Here is a 20393-nt window from a genome sequence, read left to right as displayed (position 1 = left end):
TCAACTTTAACTTTAATCCAGTGAATCGAGGCTGATTTCATCCAGTGATAGGCTGAAGCTGGGGACGAAAATTTCCATAAAATAATCCATTTCCGGGCTTTGACGCATGGCGAGGGTCTTCTCCAGCCGCGCTTTGGCTTGGATGAACTCATTGTTACCTGCGGATAATTCTTCTAAACATTTGAGATAAGCGCACAGGGCATCAGCTTGTTTAACCAGTGCTTTTTCCTCTTCGCTGTAATAGTGTTCATCCAACAGACAGCGGAAATCCTGCTGTAACTCAGCGGGCAGCATTTCGATCAATTTCTGCTGGGCGACTTTTTCTATCTTTTTGTATTCATGCGCAATTTGTGGGTTGTAATATTTGATAGGGGTTGGCAAATCACCGGTGATCACTTCACTGGCATCGTGATACATCGCCAGCAGTGCGATACGGTCGGCATTAAGATTGCCATTAAATTTACGGTTTTTGATGATAGCCAATGCATGAGCGACAAATGCCACCTGCAAACTGTGCTCAGAAACATTCTCAGTACGGACATTACGCATCAGCGGCCAGCGGTTGATCAGTTTCAAGCGGGATAGGTGAGCGAAGAAGTGACTCATAGTTTTCTCTCTTTGTGACTTTTAAAGGTAGAACCGGGGATAGCATATCAGATTGGGTTTTGGTTGATGTTGGATTTGATCGGAACCTATTTCGGTTGTTATTCGGTCTTGTGATTAGGTTCGGTTGTTAGAGCTTCATCGCTCATCTAACCTCCAATGCCTCAACCGCCAAAGGGTGCGGGCGCGCCCCCTTGTGGAATCCCGCGCTTCGCACGTATCGCTTGCCCACTGCGTGGGTTCCCTCACTCATCATTACGCAGACGGACCGGGCCGATTATAGCCTCTTCGAGGCAACCCTTCGGGCCAACGCAAGCGTTGTTCAAAACTGCTACGCAGTGTTGTCGCATCCATGCTCAAGCGGCCCTCGCTCGGCATCCATGCCTCGCGTCCTACCTTCATTCTTCACTCGGCAGCTCAAATGTGCTTTTAAACTTCAAAACCTAAAACAGGGTTTTGAATTGGTTTTTGATGTTGAGCGCAATCAGAAATATTACCGACAAAGACGATGGCCCGAGTGAGCCGCCATGGACGGCGGCGAAAAGCGCGCTGGAGCAGGAAGCGACTCGCGCTGGCTCGATAAGGCCAACGGCTGCCGGAGGGGACTGCGAATAGCAGTAATATTTCGCGCAAGCCGCAGGAGCAGGAGGGCCGGCTTGCCCTCCTGCTCGGTTGAGTCTACGGTGGTCAGGTCATAACTGAAGGATTATCAACCGAAAAAATGATTCGATCTGCCCTAACAACCGAATCGATTACATGATTAAATCTCAACCGAACTAATCACCAAATCAAACCCTAATAAAACATTTACTGATGATATGTCTCAAGGAATCGCCCCAGTTTCCCAACCGCCATCTCCAACTCATCCACGCGCGGTAATGTCACAATCCGTACATGGTCTGGATATGGCCAGTTAAAGGCACTGCCCTGTACCAGCAACACTTTTTGCTGCAACAGCAGATCCAATACCAGTTTCTGGTCATCGTGTAGATTAAAGCGCTTGGCATCAATACGCGGGAACATATACAGCGCGCCCTGAGGTTTGACACAGGAAACACCCGGTATCTGATTAATCAGATACCAGGCGCGGTTGCGTTGCTCGTACAGACGCCCACCCGGTTGAATAAACTCGCTAATACTCTGATAGCCCCCCAATGCAGTCTGAATCGCATGTTGCATTGGCACGTTGGCGCACAGGCGCATGGATGCCAGCATTTCCAGGCCTTCAATGTAACCTTTGGCGTGTTTCTTCGGGCCGTTCAATACCATCCAGCCTTGACGGAAGCCGGCCACGCGATAAGTCTTGGACAAACCATTGAAGGTGATGGTGAGTAAATCAGGGGCCAGAGCCGCAATAGAATGATGCTGCGCTTCGTCATATAAAATCTTATCGTAGATCTCATCGGCGAAAATAATCAGGTCATTTTGGCGGGCGATTTCGACAATCTCCAGCAACAGCTCTTTACTGTAGACCGCACCGGTTGGGTTATTCGGGTTAATAATCACAATCCCACGGGTACGCGGGGTGATTTTACTGCGGATATCATCCAGATCTGGGAACCAGCCGGATTCTTCGTCACACATATAATGTACGGCTTTACCGCTCGAAAGCGACACTGCCGCCGTCCATAACGGGTAATCCGGTGCCGGCACCAGCATCTCATCGCCAAGGTTTAACAACGCCTGCATGGATTGTACGATCAACTCAGAAACACCGTTTCCAATGTAGATATCCTCGACAGTCAGGTCACGCATATCGCGGGCCTGATAGTGCTGCATAATGGCTTTACGCGCCGAAAACAGGCCTTTGGAGTCGCAATAGCCTTGTGCCGTTGGCAAATTACGGATCACATCCACCAGAATTTCATCCGGGGCATCAAAACCAAACGGGGCAGGGTTGCCGATGTTTAGTTTCAGAACCTTGTTACCTTCTTCTTCAAGACGCTTAGCTTCTTTTAGCACCGGGCCACGAATGTCGTAACAGACGTTGTCCAGTTTGCTGGATTTCTCAATGGGGGACATAAAAAATTGAGCCTTTTGCTGGTAAAAGCGTGTCCTCAGCGTGGAACACTGCAAGACATCCAATGTACTCCGACGCCGCTGATTTTTGAAGTTCTATACAGCGGTTTAGTGCAAATGATTTTCGTCGGAAAAGAACCAAGAGAGGGACTGCTATTTTTGCCACTCAACACCCACCGGTTATGTTGAATTGATGAGTTAGGCTGAAGTTTTATTCAGCGTTTTCTGGCGAGATTCGGCATTAACAAAAAAGGTGTCTAACCGGCATTTACTGCTTTTTGCTAGCTTAAAAATAGGCCCTTTCAAGGGAGGGGAGCCTGGATATAGCCTATTTTTAATAAAGCCACTCCTTATCACCTTCCTTATATCATCATACATATTATAAATGGGCCGATAATCCATAATTTGTAAATAGGAAAACTATTAAGAATAATTGATGTTATCTGCTTTTTATATCAATGATAAACAAATGCTATTCGTTGAATTCATTGGATTAGATAAAATGGAGTGCAGAGATATATTGAGATTTTTTGATATTTTATGGCGGGCTAAAGACATAAATTTAATTAGAATCGTCAGGTAACTCGTTATAAATCTTCAAAAGTCGAGGTAAATAAAGCTGAAAAAATCTTCATTAATCGAAGATTTAGCTGATTTACATGACATTATTTACAAATCAGTGCATCAACCGACCAATAGATTTTTTTAAAAAGAGATAGCGGTAACGAAATATAAGTAAATTTTTTGCCCTACTCTAATGAGTGGGGTACTGTCATACTTAGCGTTGTCCCTTATTGATGGCGCTAAGAGTTAAACACCAGGGTAGTTTGAAGTTAGAATTCAAAAAAGTGAAGAATACACTATGACAAATGCAAATCGTCCGATAATTAATCTCGACCTCGATCTGCTTAGAACCTTTGTAGCTGTTGCTGACTTAAATACTTTTGCTGTCGCAGCTGAAGCGGTTTGCCGAACTCAATCAGCAGTAAGCCAACAAATGCAACGGTTAGAACAGCTAGTCGGTAAGGAGTTATTTGCCCGCCACGGGCGTAACAAATTATTGACTGAACAAGGTCTCCAGTTACTTGGTTATGCCAGAAAAATCTTACGTTTTAACGATGAAGCTTGTACGTCACTTATGTACAGCAATATAGAAGGCTCACTCATTATTGGCGCATCTGATGATACTGCCGATACTTTGTTACCTTTTTTGCTAAACCGAGTGGCCACACTTTATCCTCGACTGGCGATAGATGTGCGGGTAAAACGCAGCCAGTTTATCGCTGATATGCTGAGTGACGGCGAAGTGAATTTGGCTATTACCACAGCCAAAGTTGACACCCATCCTCACGTAATTTTAAGAACATCACCGACACTTTGGTATTGCTCTGCTGATTATCAGTACCAGAAAGGTGAAACAGTGCCGTTAGTGGTAATGGATGGGCCAAGCCCATTCCGTGATATGGCACTAGATCATCTGACCAGAGCCGGTATTGCATGGCGCATCGCCTATGTAGCCTCTTCGCTTTCTGCCATCCGAGCGGCAGTTAGAGCAGGGCTGGGTGTGACTGCCAGACCAATTGAAATGATGAGTCCGGATTTACGTGTGCTAGGGGAAACTGAAGGCTTACCGCGCTTGCCTGAAACACATTATGCATTGTGTAAAGACAGCCGGTGTGACAATGAATTGGCGTTAGCCATTTTCGATGCGATGCAAACCGGTCATCAACATGGCTTGTTGGTGGGACCAAAATCCTCCCTTGTTGCTGATCGTCTAATCGACGAAAAGAATTAAGCGACTTCATCTTGTTAATTATCCCAAGCCCCTGTTTAACAGGGGCTTTTTTATTTACTGACAAGTAAATAACGCCTTTGTCAGCCTTCGATTTAATTTTCCATTAAAAGCGTTGTTTATTTTACTAACGCACATTTGCCAGAACAAAGTAAAATGCGATAACCTTATAAAAATAATGGTCAATATTCCCCTTACATTCGTACATTTATATTTTATCAAAACGCCGTTCCATTATTTATGTAAGAAAGAAAACAACTTTCTATGTTGGATATTCATGAAATAACACTCAAAACGTGTTCTGGATCAAAAAAATACCCCTAGCTAGTGAGTGGAAGAATCGGTTATTCCTGAGACAATGGTATAGTTATTATGAAACATTCACGTTGGTTTATATGTGTATGTTCTGGCTTGATAAATGACTGACTCGATTTAGCTGTCGAGTTCGCACCATTTGTTAAGCAAGATCGTGCGTTTGTAAATTAATGTGTAGTTACTTTTGTCAAAGTTGACAAAAGGTTACTGAAAGGAGTAAAAAGCCCACAGTAAAGCGCTGGCTAAATAGTTGTAAAGACAGTGTGTTTTGTGTGGTTTTTATTCCTTCCCTTTGAATCGATGTGGTGCGCTAACTGCCAACTAAAGAGCAGGATGTTCGACACCACTTTTGATGAGTAAGCAATGCGTATGTCAACAACCACTGAAGTTATCGCTCATCATTGGGCGTTCGCTGTATTCCTGATCGGCGCTATCGGACTGTGCGGTTTGATGCTGTTGGGTGCGTTCTTTCTGGGCGGGAGAGCTCGGGCCCGTGCCAAAAACGTTCCTTATGAATCCGGTATTGACTCCGTAGGCTCCGCGCGTATGCGTTTGTCTGCCAAGTTCTACCTGGTCGCCATGTTCTTCGTTATTTTCGATGTTGAAGCCCTGTACTTGTACGCCTGGTCAATCTCTATCCGTGAGAGTGGCTGGGTCGGCTTTATCGAAGCAACCATTTTCATTTTGGTGCTCTTGGCTGGTTTGGTTTATCTGGTGCGTATTGGCGCTCTGGATTGGACTCCTGTGCGTTCTAATCGCCGTGTGAGCAAACCGAGCATAGTCAAATACGCCAGCAGTCATCCAGATATACCCAAAGAGCTTGGTGTTGCAGGTAAGCAGCAAGCGAACGACCCCCGATAAGCTTACCGAGGTAAGTGATTCGGGTGAGGGCGCACAGCTAACAACCCTGCGGCTCCAAGAACAAAGGGTATAGGTCAATAAATACAGCGAGGCATTAACATGGACTATACGCTCACCCGCATAGACCCTAACGGTGAGAACGACCGTTACCCCCTGCAAACTCAGGAAACCGTCAGCGGCGATCCTCTCGAGCAACATGTCCACCGTAGTGTTTACATGGGTAAACTTGAGAACGCCATGCATGACATGGTGAACTGGGGGCGTAAGAACTCTCTTTGGCCGTATAACTTCGGTCTTTCCTGCTGTTATGTGGAGATGGTGACCTCGTTCACCGCCGTGCATGATGTGGCACGTTTCGGTGCAGAAGTATTGCGTGCCTCCCCGCGTCAGGCTGATTTCATGGTAGTGGCCGGTACCTGCTTTACCAAGATGGCCCCGGTTATTCAGCGTTTGTATGAACAAATGTTGGAACCAAAATGGGTTATTTCGATGGGGGCCTGTGCCAACTCCGGCGGCATGTACGATATCTATTCTGTCGTACAAGGTGTGGATAAATTCCTGCCGGTAGATGTGTATATTCCTGGCTGCCCACCGCGCCCGGAAGCCTATATGCAAGCCTTGTTGCTGCTACAGGAATCTATCGGTAAAGAGCGCCGTCCTCTCTCTTGGGTTGTCGGTGATCAAGGTGTTTACCGCGCCAATATGCAGCCAGAAAGAGAACGTAAGCATGCTGAACGAATTGCAGTAACTAACCTGCGCACCCCTGACGAAATCTAACGCGGTCTTTAGGCGTAAGACTCTGGTGCGTAAGTGATTTGTTTTTGGAGAGAACCGTTTCCTTCCAGAACATGTGTGCGGCAAATGACCACAAAATGACACATTTAATGTGGTGAAAAAACAGTGTGGTAAATAAATAATGACCGATTTAACGACGTCCGACAGCACTCAGCCTGCATGGCAGACCCGCGATCATCTTGATGATCCGGTGATCAGTGAACTGTCGAACCGTTTTGGGCCAGAGGCCTTTGTTGTTCAGGCAACACGCACCGGGATGCCCGTGGTATGGGTGAAGCGTGAACAATTACTGGAAGTAATGTCATTTCTGAGAAAACAACCGAAGCCGTATGTCATGCTGTTCGATCTGCATGGCGTAGATGAACGCCTTCGAACCCACCGCCAGGGCTTGCCTGATGCGGATTTTTCTGTTTTCTATCATCTGCTTTCCATCGAACGCAACCGCGATATCATGCTGAAAGTGGCACTGTCTGAAAAAGACTTACATGTGTCCACAGCCACCAAGATTTTCCCTAATGCCAACTGGTATGAGCGCGAAACTTGGGAAATGTTCGGTATTACCTTCGATGGTCACCCTCATCTGACGCGCATCATGATGCCGCAGAGCTGGGAAGGGCATCCGCTGCGTAAAGATTACCCGGCGCGTGCTACCGAGTTCGATCCCTTTGTGCTGACCAAGCAGAAAGAGGATCTGGAGATGGAGTCACTGACTTTCAAACCGGAAGATTGGGGCATGAAGCGCGGCACCGAAAATGAGGACTTTATGTTCCTTAACCTCGGCCCGAACCACCCCTCGTCGCACGGTGCGTTCCGTATCGTGTTGCAGCTTGATGGTGAAGAGATTGTCGACTGCGTGCCAGATGTGGGTTACCACCACCGTGGTGCGGAGAAAATGGGCGAACGCCAGTCCTGGCACAGCTACATTCCTTATACCGACCGTATTGAGTACCTGGGCGGGTGCGTTAACGAGATGCCTTACGTGCTGGCCGTTGAAAAACTGGCGGGCATAGAAGTGCCGGATCGCGTTAAAACCATCCGCGTGATGTTGTCTGAATTGTTCCGCATCAACAGCCATTTACTGTACATCAGTACTTTCATTCAGGACGTTGGCGCAATGACACCGGTGTTCTTCGCCTTTACTGACCGGCAGAAAGTGTATGACGTGATTGAGGCGATTACCGGTTTCCGTATGCACCCAGCCTGGTTCCGTATTGGTGGTGTGGCGCATGACTTACCACGCGGCTGGGAGCGTTTGCTGCGTGATTTCCTTGACTGGATGCCAAAACGTCTTGATTCCTACGTCAAAGCGGCGTTGCAGAACAGTATCCTGAAAGGGCGTTCTATCGGTGTTGCGGCCTACAATGCCAAAGAAGCATTGGAATGGGGTGTGACCGGTGCTGGCTTACGTGCGACTGGCGTTGAGTTTGACGTGCGTAAATGGCGGCCATACTCCGGCTATGAAAACTTTGATTTTGAAGTGCCAGTCGGTAACAACGGCGACTGTTATGACCGCGTGATGCTGAAAGTGGAAGAGTTGCGTCAAAGCCTGCGTATTCTGGAGCAATGTTATAAAAACATGCCAGAAGGCCCATTCAAGGCAGACCATCCACTGACGACTCCGCCGCCGAAAGAACGCACGCTGCAACATATCGAAACGCTGATTACTCACTTCCTGCAAGTTTCATGGGGTCCGGTGATGCCAGCTAACGAATCATTCCAGATGGTTGAGGCGACCAAAGGGATCAACAGCTACTATCTGACCAGTGACGCCAGCACCATGAGCTATCGCACCCGGATACGTACGCCAAGTTATGCCCATTTGCAGCAGATCCCCTCGGTTATCCGTGGCAGCCTGGTATCTGACCTGATCGTCTATCTGGGCAGTATCGATTTTGTAATGTCTGATGTGGACCGCTAATTATGAGCAACCAAAAAGAGACTCAGGTGAGTAACGAAAGCCAAAATGTGGCAAGTCTGGCAGTCAATGCGGCTGAACCGGCGACCACAGTTGAAGTTTTCGAATTGAGTGCTGAAGAACGTGATGCTATCGAACATGAAAAGCACCATTACGAAGATGCCCGCGCCGCGTCAATTGAAGCACTGAAAATTGTGCAAAAACAGCGCGGTTGGGTGCCGGATGGGGCGATTCACGCCATTGCTGAAGTGTTGGGTATCCCGGCCAGCGATGTTGAAGGTGTGGCGACATTCTACAGTCAGATCTTCCGTCAACCGGTTGGGCGTCATGTGATCCGCTACTGTGACAGCGTGGTGTGCCACATCACCGGTTATCAGGGCATTCAAGCCGCGATTTCGAAAAAACTTAGCATTCAACCAGGTCAGACTACCTTTGATGGCCGCTTTACGCTGCTGCCGACCTGCTGTTTGGGTAACTGTGATCGTGGCCCGACCATGATGATCGATGACGATACGCACAGCTACCTGAAGCCTGAAGATATTGAGAAGTTACTGGAGCAATATCCATGACAGCCCACTCAGGTTTTACCAAAGAGATTGTGCGCACGCCGGAAATGCACCCGCTGACCTGGCGTTTGCGCGATGATAAACAGCCTGTATGGTTGGATGAATATCGCAGCAAAAACGGCTATGTCGGCGCGGAAAAAGCCTTAAAAGGCATGGCAGCACCTGATGTTGTTAGCTTAGTCAAAGACGCCGGCCTGAAAGGGCGTGGCGGTGCTGGCTTCTCCACCGGTTTGAAGTGGAGCCTGATGCCAAAAGACGAAAGCATGAACATCCGCTATCTGCTGTGTAACGCCGATGAGATGGAACCGGGCACCTATAAAGACCGCCTGCTAATGGAGCAATTGCCTCATTTGTTGGTGGAAGGAATGCTGATCAGTGCCTTTGCGCTGAAAGCTTACCGCGGTTACATCTTTTTGCGTGGCGAATATATCGAAGCTGCCGTGCACTTGCGCCGTGCGATTAGCGAGGCGACTGAAGCGGGTTTGCTTGGCAAAAACATTATGGGCAGCGGCTTTGATTTTGAGCTGATTGTTCATACCGGGGCGGGTCGTTATATTTGCGGTGAAGAAACGGCACTGATTAACTCGCTGGAAGGCCGCCGTGCCAACCCCCGCTCCAAGCCGCCTTTCCCGGCATCTTCTGGTGTTTGGGGCAAACCAACCTGCGTTAACAACGTTGAAACTCTGTGTAACGTTCCGGCCATTCTTGAGCATGGCGTGGAATGGTATCAGGGGATTACCGCCGGTAAAAGTAACGATGCCGGTACCAAACTGATGGGCTTCTCTGGTCGGGTGAAAAATCCGGGTCTGTGGGAATTGCCCTTTGGTATTTCGGCGCGTGAAATTCTGGAAGATTACGCCGGTGGTATGCGCGATGGCTTGAAATTCAAAGCCTGGCAGCCGGGTGGGGCAGGGACTGACTTCCTGACCGCCGACCACCTTGATTTGCCGATGGACTTCGAAAACATTGCTAAAGCGGGCAGCCGTTTAGGCACTGCATTGGCAATGGCAGTCGACCATGAAATTGGTATGGTGCCGCTGGTGCGTAATCTGGAAGAGTTTTTCTCCCGCGAATCCTGTGGCTGGTGTACACCTTGCCGCGATGGGTTGCCGTGGAGCGTGAAGATCCTGCGCGCACTGGAGCGCGGCGAAGGTCAGCCGGGTGACATCGAAACGCTGGAGCAGCTTTGCCGCTTCTTGGGGCCGGGCAAAACCTTCTGTGCTCACGCGCCGGGCGCGGTTGAACCATTGCAAAGTGCGATCAAATATTTCCGCGAAGAATTCGAAGCCGGGATCGCAAGCAAAGACTATGGCAACACCCGAGCCATAGCCGGTATTCAACCGAACAATTTGCTGAAGCAGCGCTGGTAGCATAGATACCCTCACGGTTTAGCCGTGGGGGTCAGAATTTTTGATTAACGCCTGCCGTAAGGTAGGTCATTTGGAAGCATGCATATGGCTACGATTCATGTAGACGGCAAAGAATACGACGTGAACGGGGCCGACAACCTGTTACAGGCTTGTCTCTCCCTGGGACTCGATATTCCTTACTTTTGCTGGCATCCGGCGCTGGGAAGCGTCGGCGCTTGCCGCCAATGTGCGGTAAAGCAATACCAAAACGCGGACGACACGCGTGGGCGCTTGGTGATGTCCTGTATGACGCCGGCCACCGATGGAACCTTTATTTCCATTGATGACGGTGAAGCCAAAGCGTTCCGTGAGAGTGTGGTTGAATGGTTGATGACTAACCACCCACATGATTGCCCGGTCTGTGAAGAAGGGGGTAACTGTCATCTGCAAGATATGACAGTGATGACCGGCCACAGTTTCCGCCGTTATCGCTTTAGTAAACGGACTCACCAGAATCAGGATCTCGGCCCGTTCATCTCTCATGAAATGAACCGCTGTATCGCCTGTTATCGCTGTGTGCGTTACTACAAAGATTATGCTGATGGCACCGATCTGGGTGTTTATGGCGCACACGATAACGTCTATTTTGGTCGCACTGAGAGCGGCACGTTGGAAAGCGAGTTCTCCGGTAACCTGGTAGAAGTGTGTCCGACTGGGGTATTCACTGATAAAACCCACTCCGAGCGTTATAACCGTAAATGGGATATGCAGTTCGCGCCAAGTATCTGCCAGCAGTGCAGCGTGGGTTGTAACACCAGCCCTGGCGAACGCTACGGTGAATTGCGCCGCATCGAGAACCGCTATAACGGCAGCGTCAACCACTACTTTTTGTGTGACCGTGGCCGCTTTGGTTATGGCTACGTCAATCGTAAAGACCGCCCACGTCAGCCGCAGCAATTGCGTGGCAATGACTGGATCCACCTGAACGCTGAACAGGCGATGCAGGGGGCGGCGGATATTCTGCGTCAGGCGAAGAAAACCATTGGTATCGGTTCACCTCGCGCCAGTTTGGAAAGCAACTTTGCGTTGCGTGAACTGGTAGGAGCGGAAAACTTCTATACCGGTATCGCCGCCAGCGAGCAACAACGCCTGCAATTGATGCTGAAAGTGCTGCGCGAAGGCGGTATCTACACGCCAGCATTACGCGAAATTGAAAGCTACGACGCCGTGCTGATTCTGGGTGAAGATTTGACCCAGACCGGTGCACGAATCGCGCTGTCTGTTCGTCAGGCGGTGAAAGGCAAAGCGCGTGAAATGGCGGCGGCACAGAAAGTCGCTGACTGGCAGATTGCTGCCATCATGAACATCGGTCAGCACGCTAAACACCCGCTGTTTATCACCAACGTTGATAACACCCGTATGGATGATATCGCGGCATGGAACTACCGTGCGCCAGTGGATGATCAGGCCCGGTTAGGTTTCGCCATTGCGCATGCATTGGATGAATCTGCGCCAGCCGTGGATGATTTAGCGAAAGAGCTGAAAGGCAAAGTGGATATCATCGTACAAGCCTTGGCGGGTGCGAAGAAACCACTGATTATTACCGGCAGCAGTGCTGGCAGCGATGCCATCATTGAAGCGGCCGCTAACGTGGCGAAAGCCCTGAAAGGCCGTGGTTCAGACGTCGGTATTACCTTTGTTGCCAGTGCAGCCAACAGCATCGGTCTTGCTATGATCGGCGGCGGTTCTCTGGATCACGCGCTGGAATCGTTAACCCAGGGTGACGCTGATAGCGTTATCGTGATGGAAAACGATCTCTATCGCCATGCAGCGAAAGATAAAGTTGATGCGGCATTGGATAAAGTGGCCAACCTGATTGTGGTTGATCATCAACGCACCGCCATTATGGATAAAGCGAACTTGATTCTGTCAGCGGCCAGTTTTGCTGAAAGTGATGGAACGCTGGTCAATCAGGAAGGCCGCGCTCAGCGCTTCTTCCAGGTGTATGACCCAACCTATTATGACGACCCGAAAAAACCGGAAAACAACAGCATTATGCTGGAAAGCTGGCGTTGGCTGCATTCACTGCACTCAACCTATACCAGCCGCCATGTGGACTGGACGCAACTGGATCATGTGATTGCCGCCTGTGTTGCCGCATTGCCGCAGTTGCAAGGGATTGTTGAAGCCGCACCCGATGCCAGCTTCCGTATCCGTGGTCAGAAACTGGCTCGCTCACCAATTCGTTACAGTGGCCGTACTGCCATGCGTGCGGATATCAGTGTACACGAACCGCGCCAACCGCAGGATATCGACACACCGTTTGCCTTCTCAATGGAAGGGAACAACAGCCCACTGGCTGACCGTCAGCAGATCCCATTTGCCTGGGCACCGGGCTGGAACTCACCGCAAGCATGGAACAAATTCCAGGCTGAAGTGGGCGGCAAGCTGCGCTTTGGTGATCCGGGTATTCGCTTGATTGAAGCAGGGGAGGGAACGCTCGGTTACTTTGATTCGATACCGGCGGCCTTTACCGCCAACAGCGAAAGCTGGCAGATTGCCCCGTACTATCATCTGTTTGGTAGTGAAGAGATGTCTCAGCGTTCAGATGTGATTCAACAGCGGATGCCAGAGCCTTATGTGATGGTCAATCCCGCCGATGCCGCAGCGCTTGGGGTTAATCTCGGTACGCTGGTGGAGTTCAACTGTGCCGGTCAGACCTTGCGTCTACCGGTGCGTTTGAGTGAAACCTTGGCTCAGGGGCAGGTCGGTTTGCCGCTTGGCTTACCGGGTATTTCGCCGATTATGGTGGGTGCGCGCGTTGAGAATCTGCGGGAGGCAGTACTATGAGCTGGTTTACCCCTGAATTGATTGAGATTTTAATCTCCGTCCTGAAAGCGGTAGTGATTCTGCTGGTGGTGGTGACTTGCGGTGCATTTATGAGCTTCGGCGAGCGTCGCTTGCTGGGCTTGTTCCAGAACCGTTACGGGCCAAACCGTGTCGGTTGGGGCGGGTCATTGCAGCTAGTGGCTGACATGATCAAAATGTTCTTCAAAGAAGACTGGGTGCCGCGCTTCTCCGACAAGGCTATTTTTACCTTAGCCCCGGTGATTGCTTTTACCTCGCTACTGCTGTCGTTTGCTATCGTCCCGGTCAGCCCGACCTGGGCAGTTGCAGATCTCAATATCGGTGTTTTGTTCTTCCTGATGATGGCGGGGCTGGCGGTATACGCTGTGCTGTTCGCCGGTTGGTCCAGTAATAACAAATATTCTCTGTTAGGGGCGATGCGTGCTTCAGCGCAAACCCTGAGCTATGAAGTGTTCCTCGGCTTATCTTTGATGGGCGTGGTCGCACAAGCTGGCTCATTTAACATGCAGGATATTGTTAACTCTCAGGAGCACGTCTGGAATGTTATCCCGCAATTCTTTGGTTTTGTGACCTTTGCCATTGCGGGTGTTGCGGTCTGTCACCGTCATCCCTTTGACCAGCCAGAAGCTGAACAAGAACTGGCCGATGGTTACCACATTGAATATTCCGGTATGAAATTCGGTCTATTCTTCGTCGGTGAATACATCGGTATCGTGACTGTCTCTGCACTGATAGTCACCTTGTTCTTCGGTGGTTGGCAAGGCCCGTTCTTGCCGCCATTTATCTGGTTTGCGCTGAAAACGGCTTTCTTCATGGTGATGTTCATTCTGATCCGTGCATCCTTGCCGCGCCCACGTTATGACCAAGTGATGTCATTCGGCTGGAAAGTTTGCCTGCCGTTGACCCTGCTGAATCTGCTGGCGACGGCCGCGGTCATTTTGTACAACGCTCAATAAGGGGTGAATGAACCATGACGTTGAAAGAGTTAGTGGTTGGTTTCGGCACCCAAGTGCGCAGCCTGTGGATGATTGGCCTTCATGCCTTCCACAAGCGCGAAACCCAAATGTATCCGGAAGAGCCGGTTTACCTGCCACCGCGCTACCGTGGTCGCATCGTGCTGACGCGCGACCCCGACGGTGAAGAGCGCTGTGTTGCGTGTAACCTGTGCGCGGTTGCCTGTCCGGTTGGCTGTATTTCATTACAGAAAGCTGAGCACCAAGATGGCCGCTGGTATCCCGAGTTTTTCCGTATCAACTTCTCCCGCTGCATTTTCTGTGGTTTGTGTGAAGAGGCTTGCCCAACAACCGCTATCCAGCTAACGCCGGATTTCGAAATGGGTGAATTTAAGCGTCAAGATCTGGTGTATGAGAAAGAAGACTTGTTGATCTCGGGGCCGGGTAAATATCCGGAATATAACTTCTACCGGATGTCCGGTATGGCAGTAGACGGCAAGCAGAAAGGCGAAGCCGAAAACGAAGCCAAACCGATTGACGTTAAAGGTCTGATGCCTTAGGAGCCGCTTTCCATGGAATTTGCATTTTATATTGCAGCATTGGTGGCAGTGGTGGCGACTATTCGCGTTATCACTCACACCAACCCGGTACATGCGCTGCTGTACCTGATTATCTCTTTGCTGGCTATTTCAGCCGTGTTCTTCTCACTGGGGGCTTACTTTGCCGGTGCGTTGGAAATCATCGTCTACGCCGGTGCCATTATGGTGCTGTTCGTGTTCGTGGTGATGATGCTGAACCTGGGCAATGTCGAGCAACAAGAGCGCGATTGGCTGAAACCGAGCCTGTGGATTGGCCCTGGTATTTTAGCGTTGGTACTGCTGTCGGTACTAATTTATGCCATTAGCTCGGTATCTGATCAGGGGATCAGTGGTGAGATGGTCGATGCCAAAGCGGTCGGTATTAGCTTGTTCGGCCCTTATGTACTGGCGGTGGAACTGGCGTCAATGCTGCTGCTGTCCGGTCTGGTGGTTGCTTTCCACATCGGGCGTGAACACAAACCGGGTGAAGTGCTGGGCGCAAGTGATAGCGCGAAAAGAAAAACGGAGGAACAAGCATGATCCCTCTACAACATGGCCTGATTTTAGCGGCCATTCTGTTTGTGCTGGGGCTGACAGGGTTGTTGATTCGTCGCAACTTGCTGTTTATGCTGATAAGCCTTGAAGTGATGATCAATGCAGCGGCGCTCGCCTTTGTGGTGGCGGGCAGTTATTGGGGTCAGGCTGACGGTCAGGTGATGTATATCCTGGCGATCACGCTGGCGGCGGCTGAGGCCAGTATTGGTCTGGCACTGCTGCTTCAGTTGTATCGTCGCCGTCATACTCTGAATATCGATACAGTCAGTGAGATGCGCGGATGAACCTATTATATTTAACAATTCTGCTGCCACTGCTGGGCTTCTTGCTGTTGGCATTCTCCCGTGGGCGTTGGTCTGAAAATACCTCTGCTACTGTCGGGGTGGGTTCGATTGGTCTAACGGCACTGGTGACACTGTATGTTGCCGTGGATTTCCTCAGTCAGAAGGCAACCGGGGTTCAGGTGTTTAACCAAACACTGTGGAACTGGATGTCGGTCGGCACCTTCAACATTCCGTTGACTCTGACACTGGACGGCTTGTCGCTGACCATGTTGTCTGTCGTCACTGGCGTGGGCTTTCTTATCCACATGTATGCCTCTTGGTATATGCGTGGAGAAGAGGGCTACTCCCGCTTCTTCGCCTACACCAACTTGTTTATCGCCAGTATGGTGGTTTTGGTGCTGGCCGATAACCTGATGCTGATGTATCTGGGTTGGGAAGGTGTGGGTCTGTGCAGTTACCTGCTGATCGGTTTCTACTACACCAATCCGGCTAACGGTGCGGCGGCGATGAAAGCCTTTATCGTGACCCGTGTGGGTGACGTGTTCCTGGCCATCGCGCTGTTCATCCTGTATCAGGAACTGGGCACGCTGAACATTCGTGAGCTAATGGTATTGGCACCGCAGCAACTGGAAATGGGTTCTACCGCCATTACCTGGGCGACGCTGATGTTGCTCGGTGGTGCAGTGGGTAAGTCGGCGCAGTTACCGTTACAAACCTGGCTGGCCGATGCGATGGCTGGCCCGACACCGGTTTCCGCGCTTATCCATGCGGCCACTATGGTGACGGCGGGGGTGTATTTGATTGCCCGTACTCACGGCCTGTTCCTGATGGCACCAGAGGTCTTGCATCTGGTGGGGATCATCGGGGCGGTAACCTTGGTGTTGGCCGGTTTTGCCGCACTGGTGCAGACCGACATCAAGCGGGTGCTGGCGTATTCTACCATGAGCCAGATTGGTTACATGTTCCTGGCGCTTGGCGTTCAGGCGTGGGATGCGGCTATCTTCCACCTGATGACTCATGCATTCTTCAAAGCGTTACTGTTCCTCTCCTCTGGCTCAGTGATTCTGGCCTGTCACCACGAGCAAAATATCTTCAAAATGGGTGGTCTGCGTAAGACTATTCCATTGGTGTATATCTGCTTCCTGGTGGGTGGCGCGGCGCTGGCAGCATTGCCAATCGTCACCGCAGGCTTCTACAGTAAAGACGAAATTCTGTGGGGCGCATTGGCCAGTGGCCATATCAATCTGATGGTCGCCGGGCTGGTTGGGGCATTCCTTACCGCGCTGTATACCTTCCGTATGATTTTCATTGTGTTCCACGGCGAGCCAAAAACCCAAGCGCATCCGGTTAAAGGGATCACTCACAACCTGCCGCTGATCGTGTTGCTGGTGCTATCGACATTTGTTGGCGCGCTGATAACACCACCGCTGGCGGGTGTATTGCCTGAGCTTCACTTCGGTGAAGAGGGTAAAATGCCGCTGGAAATCTTCTCCGGCGTGTTGGTGGTGATGGGTATTGCACTGGCAGCGTTTCTGTATCTGGGCAAACGTCAACTGGTCAACAGCATCGCGCAAAGTGCGCCGGGCCGTTTCTTTACGGTCTGGTGGTTCCATGCATGGGGCTTCGACTGGCTGTACCATAACGTGTTTGTCCGTCCGTATTTGTGGATTGCAAAACTGATACAGCGTGATCCGCTGAACTCACTGATGAATACCCCGGCGATACTTTCGCGCTGGAGTAACCGTGGTTTGACGCTCAGTGAAAATGGACAGGTGCGTTGGTATGTCGCGTCTATGGGTTTGGGTGCAGTCGTTGTACTGGCTCTGTTGCTTTTCGTTTAATTAGGGACACAAAACGCCATGCTATTACCTTGGCTAATTCTTATCCCCTTTATCGGCGGCTTACTGTCTTGGCAGTGTGAGCGCTTCGGTACCAGAGTACCGCGCTGGATAGCGCTACTCGCGATGGGGCTGACATTGGTGCTCTCCTTGCAGTTGTGGGTGCAGGGCAACTATTCACTGATGAACCCGGCGGGTATCCCGCAGTGGCAGTCAGAATTCACCTTGCCGTGGATCCCACGGTTTGGTATCTCATTCCATCTGGCTTTAGATGGTTTGTCACTGCTGATGGTGGTGCTGACCGGCCTGTTGGGTGTGCTGGCTATCCTCTGTTCGTGGCGTGAAATTCAGCGCAATCAGGGCTTCTTCTACCTGAATCTGTTGTGGATTCTGGGTGGGGTAATCGGCGTATTCCTCGCCATCGACATGTTCCTGTTCTTCTTCTTCTGGGAAATGATGTTGGTGCCGATGTACTTCCTGATTGCTTTGTGGGGTCACAAAGCATCAGACGGTAAAACCCGCATCGCGGCGGCCACCAAGTTCTTCATCTATACCCAGGCCAGCGGCCTTATCATGCTGATTGCCATTCTGGGACTGGTGTTCGTGCACTACAACGCCACCGGTATCTGGACGTTCAACTATGAAGATTTGTTGAAAACCCCGATGTCCCACAATGTGGAATGGCTGCTGATGCTGGGCTTCTTTATCGCGTTCGCGGTAAAAATGCCGGTGGTGCCATTGCACGGTTGGTTGCCAGATGCGCATAGTCAGGCACCAACGGCAGGTTCTGTCGACCTGGCGGGGATTTTGCTGAAAACCGCAGCTTATGGTTTGCTGCGTTTTAGTCTGCCGCTGTTCCCGAATGCCTCGCATGAGTTTGCGCCAATCGCCATGTGGCTGGGTGTCATCGGTATCTTCTACGGTGCGTGGATGGCCTTCTGCCAGACCGATATCAAACGCCTGATTGCTTACACCAGCGTATCGCACATGGGCTTTGTGTTGATTGCCATCTATACCGGCAGCCAACTGGCTTACCAGGGCGCGGTTATCCAGATGATTGCCCACGGCCTGTCAGCCGCCGGTATGTTCATCATCTGCGGCCAATTATATGAGCGCCTGCATACCCGTGATATGCGTCAAATGGGCGGCCTGTGGGGTCGAATCAAATACTTGCCTGCGCTATCGCTGTTCTTCGCGGTGGCAACATTGGGGATGCCGGGCACCGGTAACTTCGTCGGCGAGTTTATGATCCTGTTTGGCAGCTTCCAGGTGGTTCCGGTGATTACCGTGATTGCTACTTTTGGGCTGGTTTTTGCTTCGGTTTATTCGCTGATTATGATGCAGCGTGCTTATTACGGCGCGCCAAAATCTGAAGAAGCATTACCGGGCATGAGTGCAAGGGAACTGTCTATCATCCTGCTGTTAGTGGTGTTGTTAGTATTGCTGGGGGTTTATCCGCAGCCAATTCTCGACACATCTCATGCTGCGATGAGTAATGTACAGCAATGGTTCAATGCTTCATCTATTCCAACAACAAGGCCGTAATTCGCCATGACAATAACTCCTCAACAACTGATCGCAATGCTACCGCTGTTGATCGTCGGATTGACGGTGGTGGTTGTGATGCTGTCCATTGCGTGGCGACGCGATCACTTTATTAACGCCACCCTGACGGTTATCGGGCTTAACCTGGCGCTGCTGTCACTCTATTTTGTCGGTCAGGTTGGGCCGATGGATGTCACGCCGCTGATGCGGATTGACGGCTATGCGATGTTCTACACCGGGCTGGTGATTGTTGCCAGTCTGGCGACCAGCACCTTTGCTTATCCTTGGCTCAATGGCTATCCGGATAACCGTGAAGAGTTCTACCTGTTGGTGCTGATTGCCACCATGGGCGGCATTCTGTTAGCCAGTGCTAACCATCTGGCGTCGCTGTTCCTGGGTATTGAGCTTATCTCCCTGCCGCTGTTTGGCCTGATTGGTTATGCCTATCGCCAGAAGCGTTCACTGGAAGCCAGTATCAAATACATGCTGCTGTCGGCGGCGGCATCGTCATTCCTGCTGTTTGGTATGGCGCTGTTGTATGCGGAGTCTGGTAGTTTGTCATTCGCTGGTCTGGGCAAAAGCCTGAGTGACTCCATGATTCACCAACCGCTGATCCTGGCCGGTCTGGGGATGATGATTGTTGGTCTTGGCTTTAAGTTATCGCTGGTGCCGTTCCAACTGTGGACGCCGGATGTGTATCAGGGCGCACCTGCCCCGGTATCTACTTTTCTGGCAACCGCCAGTAAGATTGCCATCTTTGCCGTGGTGATGCGCTTATTCCTGTATGCGCCAGCCGCTGACAGTGAAGCGGTGCGTTTAGTGCTCTCGCTGATTGCTGTGGCCTCGATTCTGTTTGGTAACCTGATGGCTATCAGCCAGACCAACATCAAGCGTCTGCTGGGTTATTCCTCTATCGCGCATCTTGGCTATTTGCTGATTGCGTTGGTGGCGGTGCAAACTCATCAGTTGGCACTGGAAACCGTCGGCGTCTATTTGGCTGGTTACCTGTTCAGTAGCTTGGGGGCTTTCGGTGTGGTCAGCTTGATGTCCAGCCCGTACAATGGCCCGGATGCGGAATCACTGTTCTCTTATCGCGGGTTGTTCTGGCATAAACCGATTCTGTCGGCGGTGATGACAGTGATGATGCTGTCACTGGCCGGTATCCCAATGACCTTGGGCTTTATTGGTAAGTTCTTTGTCGTGGCAATGGGTGTCAGCGCCAACCTGTGGTGGTTGACCGGTGCCGTGGTATTGGGCAGTGCCATCGGCCTGTATTACTATCTGCGTGTGACGGTGAGCTTGTATCTGAGTGCGCCGGAAACACTGGTGCGTGACACACCAAGCAACTGGGCATTGACTGCCGGTGGTGTAGTGGTGCTGATTTCCGCGATTCTGGTGCTGTTCTTGGGTATCTACCCGCAGCCGTTGATCACGCTGGTTCAGATGGCGCAACCCCTACTGTAAACAGCGTTAAAACGGCGATTCTAACCCCCTGTCAGCAACCCTGGCAGGGGGGTTTGTTTTATAAGCTATCTAAGGTTATCTAATTTGATATGG

The 20393-nt window shown here is 50.8% G+C and carries 16 protein-coding genes and 1 pseudogene; 15 read left to right on the top strand and 2 right to left on the bottom strand.

The window, feature by feature from the left end; all coding sequences use genetic code 11:
• Positions 1–12: 12 nt before the first annotated feature.
• Positions 13–606 (bottom strand): 5'-deoxynucleotidase, encoded by a 594-nt coding sequence (gene yfbR, locus AT01_RS05855; RefSeq protein WP_042546451.1) that lies wholly within the window; start codon positions 604–606, stop codon positions 13–15.
• 468 nt (positions 607–1074) lie between these two features.
• Between yfbR and AT01_RS22035 the strand changes: the two genes are divergently transcribed.
• Positions 1075–1218, top strand: coding sequence for a hypothetical protein (locus AT01_RS22035; protein ID WP_167335163.1), 144 nt, complete (start codon positions 1075–1077; stop codon positions 1216–1218).
• A 192-nt stretch (positions 1219–1410) separates the two neighbouring features.
• Here AT01_RS22035 and AT01_RS05850 read toward each other — a convergent pair whose 3' ends face one another.
• The gene (locus AT01_RS05850; protein WP_042546450.1) at positions 1411–2625 is read right to left on the bottom strand and encodes a pyridoxal phosphate-dependent aminotransferase; all 1215 of its coding nucleotides are present in this window, start codon (positions 2623–2625) and stop codon (positions 1411–1413) included.
• 859 nt (positions 2626–3484) lie between these two features.
• Here AT01_RS05850 and rovM point away from each other — a divergent pair.
• The 14 genes and pseudogenes from rovM (at position 3485) to nuoN (ending at position 20300) form a co-directional block, all read left to right on the top strand.
• Positions 3485–4417 carry a virulence transcriptional regulator RovM gene (gene rovM / locus AT01_RS05845; protein ID WP_004704388.1) on the top strand — a complete coding sequence of 311 codons (933 nt, stop codon included), beginning with the start codon at positions 3485–3487 and terminating at the stop codon, positions 4415–4417.
• A gap of 675 nt (positions 4418–5092) precedes the next feature.
• Complete coding sequence (nuoA, locus tag AT01_RS05840) at positions 5093–5590, top strand: NADH-quinone oxidoreductase subunit NuoA (protein ID WP_042546449.1); 498 nt, start codon at positions 5093–5095, stop codon at positions 5588–5590.
• Between the two features lie 99 nt (positions 5591–5689).
• Positions 5690–6367, top strand: a complete 678-nt coding sequence (locus AT01_RS05835) for a NuoB/complex I 20 kDa subunit family protein (RefSeq protein WP_002210278.1) — start codon at positions 5690–5692, stop codon at positions 6365–6367.
• Positions 6368–6506: 139 nt separating this feature from the next.
• Complete coding sequence (gene nuoC / locus AT01_RS05830; protein WP_042546448.1) at positions 6507–8303, top strand: NADH-quinone oxidoreductase subunit C/D; 1797 nt, start codon at positions 6507–6509, stop codon at positions 8301–8303.
• A gap of 66 nt (positions 8304–8369) precedes the next feature.
• A pseudogene (gene nuoE / locus AT01_RS05825) lies at positions 8370–8869 on the top strand (NADH-quinone oxidoreductase subunit NuoE).
• Entirely contained in the window at positions 8866–10236 is a 1371-nt protein-coding gene (gene nuoF, locus AT01_RS05820; protein WP_042546446.1) for an NADH-quinone oxidoreductase subunit NuoF, read from the top strand. Before nuoE ends, nuoF begins: the two are co-directional and overlap by 4 nt.
• Before the next feature lie 84 nt (positions 10237–10320).
• The gene (gene nuoG, locus AT01_RS05815) at positions 10321–13065 is read left to right on the top strand and encodes an NADH-quinone oxidoreductase subunit NuoG (protein ID WP_042546445.1); all 2745 of its coding nucleotides are present in this window, start codon (positions 10321–10323) and stop codon (positions 13063–13065) included.
• A complete protein-coding gene (gene nuoH, locus AT01_RS05810; RefSeq protein WP_042546444.1) occupies positions 13062–14039 on the top strand; it encodes an NADH-quinone oxidoreductase subunit NuoH in 978 nt (325 codons plus the stop codon). The genes nuoG and nuoH overlap by 4 nt, the downstream gene beginning before the upstream one ends.
• A gap of 14 nt (positions 14040–14053) precedes the next feature.
• Positions 14054–14596, top strand: a complete 543-nt coding sequence (gene nuoI, locus AT01_RS05805) for an NADH-quinone oxidoreductase subunit NuoI (RefSeq protein WP_004704400.1) — start codon at positions 14054–14056, stop codon at positions 14594–14596.
• A gap of 12 nt (positions 14597–14608) precedes the next feature.
• Positions 14609–15154: an NADH-quinone oxidoreductase subunit J gene (gene nuoJ, locus AT01_RS05800; RefSeq protein ID WP_042546443.1), complete on the top strand. Its 546-nt coding sequence runs from the start codon at positions 14609–14611 to the stop codon at positions 15152–15154.
• Positions 15151–15453 (top strand): NADH-quinone oxidoreductase subunit NuoK, encoded by a 303-nt coding sequence (gene nuoK / locus AT01_RS05795; protein ID WP_032815102.1) that lies wholly within the window; start codon positions 15151–15153, stop codon positions 15451–15453. Before nuoJ ends, nuoK begins: the two co-directional genes overlap by 4 nt.
• A complete protein-coding gene (nuoL, locus tag AT01_RS21620) occupies positions 15450–17294 on the top strand; it encodes an NADH-quinone oxidoreductase subunit L (protein ID WP_042546442.1) in 1845 nt (614 codons plus the stop codon). The genes nuoK and nuoL overlap by 4 nt, the downstream gene beginning before the upstream one ends.
• An 18-nt stretch (positions 17295–17312) precedes the next feature.
• The gene (nuoM, locus tag AT01_RS21615) at positions 17313–18836 is read left to right on the top strand and encodes an NADH-quinone oxidoreductase subunit M (protein ID WP_042546441.1); all 1524 of its coding nucleotides are present in this window, start codon (positions 17313–17315) and stop codon (positions 18834–18836) included.
• A 6-nt stretch (positions 18837–18842) separates the two neighbouring features.
• Positions 18843–20300, top strand: a complete 1458-nt coding sequence (nuoN, locus tag AT01_RS05780; RefSeq protein WP_042546440.1) for an NADH-quinone oxidoreductase subunit NuoN — start codon at positions 18843–18845, stop codon at positions 20298–20300.
• Positions 20301–20393 lie beyond the last annotated feature (93 nt).

The organism is Yersinia aldovae 670-83 (genome assembly GCF_000834395.1).
In the GTDB taxonomy this organism is placed as follows: Bacteria; Pseudomonadota; Gammaproteobacteria; order Enterobacterales; family Enterobacteriaceae; genus Yersinia; species Yersinia aldovae.
Note: the sequence above shows the minus strand (reverse complement) of the source record. Positions and strands in the feature narration are given on the sequence as shown.

Excerpts from the sequence above, each read along its gene's own strand:
- nuoA (WP_042546449.1), top strand. The coding sequence starts at position 5,093 with ATGCGTATGTCAACAACCACTGAAGTTATCGCTCATCATTGGGCGTTC.
- nuoC (WP_042546448.1), top strand. The coding sequence starts at position 6,507 with ATGACCGATTTAACGACGTCCGACAGCACTCAGCCTGCATGGCAGACC.
- nuoH (WP_042546444.1), top strand. The coding sequence starts at position 13,062 with ATGAGCTGGTTTACCCCTGAATTGATTGAGATTTTAATCTCCGTCCTG.
- yfbR (WP_042546451.1), bottom strand. The coding sequence starts at position 606 with ATGAGTCACTTCTTCGCTCACCTATCCCGCTTGAAACTGATCAACCGC.
- rovM (WP_004704388.1), top strand. The coding sequence starts at position 3,485 with ATGACAAATGCAAATCGTCCGATAATTAATCTCGACCTCGATCTGCTT.
- nuoN (WP_042546440.1), top strand. The coding sequence starts at position 18,843 with ATGACAATAACTCCTCAACAACTGATCGCAATGCTACCGCTGTTGATC.
- nuoF (WP_042546446.1), top strand. The coding sequence starts at position 8,866 with ATGACAGCCCACTCAGGTTTTACCAAAGAGATTGTGCGCACGCCGGAA.
- AT01_RS22035 (WP_167335163.1), top strand. The coding sequence starts at position 1,075 with ATGTTGAGCGCAATCAGAAATATTACCGACAAAGACGATGGCCCGAGT.
- nuoG (WP_042546445.1), top strand. The coding sequence starts at position 10,321 with ATGGCTACGATTCATGTAGACGGCAAAGAATACGACGTGAACGGGGCC.
- AT01_RS05835 (WP_002210278.1), top strand. The coding sequence starts at position 5,690 with ATGGACTATACGCTCACCCGCATAGACCCTAACGGTGAGAACGACCGT.
- AT01_RS05850 (WP_042546450.1), bottom strand. The coding sequence starts at position 2,625 with ATGTCCCCCATTGAGAAATCCAGCAAACTGGACAACGTCTGTTACGAC.
- nuoJ (WP_042546443.1), top strand. The coding sequence starts at position 14,609 with ATGGAATTTGCATTTTATATTGCAGCATTGGTGGCAGTGGTGGCGACT.
- nuoI (WP_004704400.1), top strand. The coding sequence starts at position 14,054 with ATGACGTTGAAAGAGTTAGTGGTTGGTTTCGGCACCCAAGTGCGCAGC.
- nuoK (WP_032815102.1), top strand. The coding sequence starts at position 15,151 with ATGATCCCTCTACAACATGGCCTGATTTTAGCGGCCATTCTGTTTGTG.
- nuoL (WP_042546442.1), top strand. The coding sequence starts at position 15,450 with ATGAACCTATTATATTTAACAATTCTGCTGCCACTGCTGGGCTTCTTG.
- nuoM (WP_042546441.1), top strand. The coding sequence starts at position 17,313 with ATGCTATTACCTTGGCTAATTCTTATCCCCTTTATCGGCGGCTTACTG.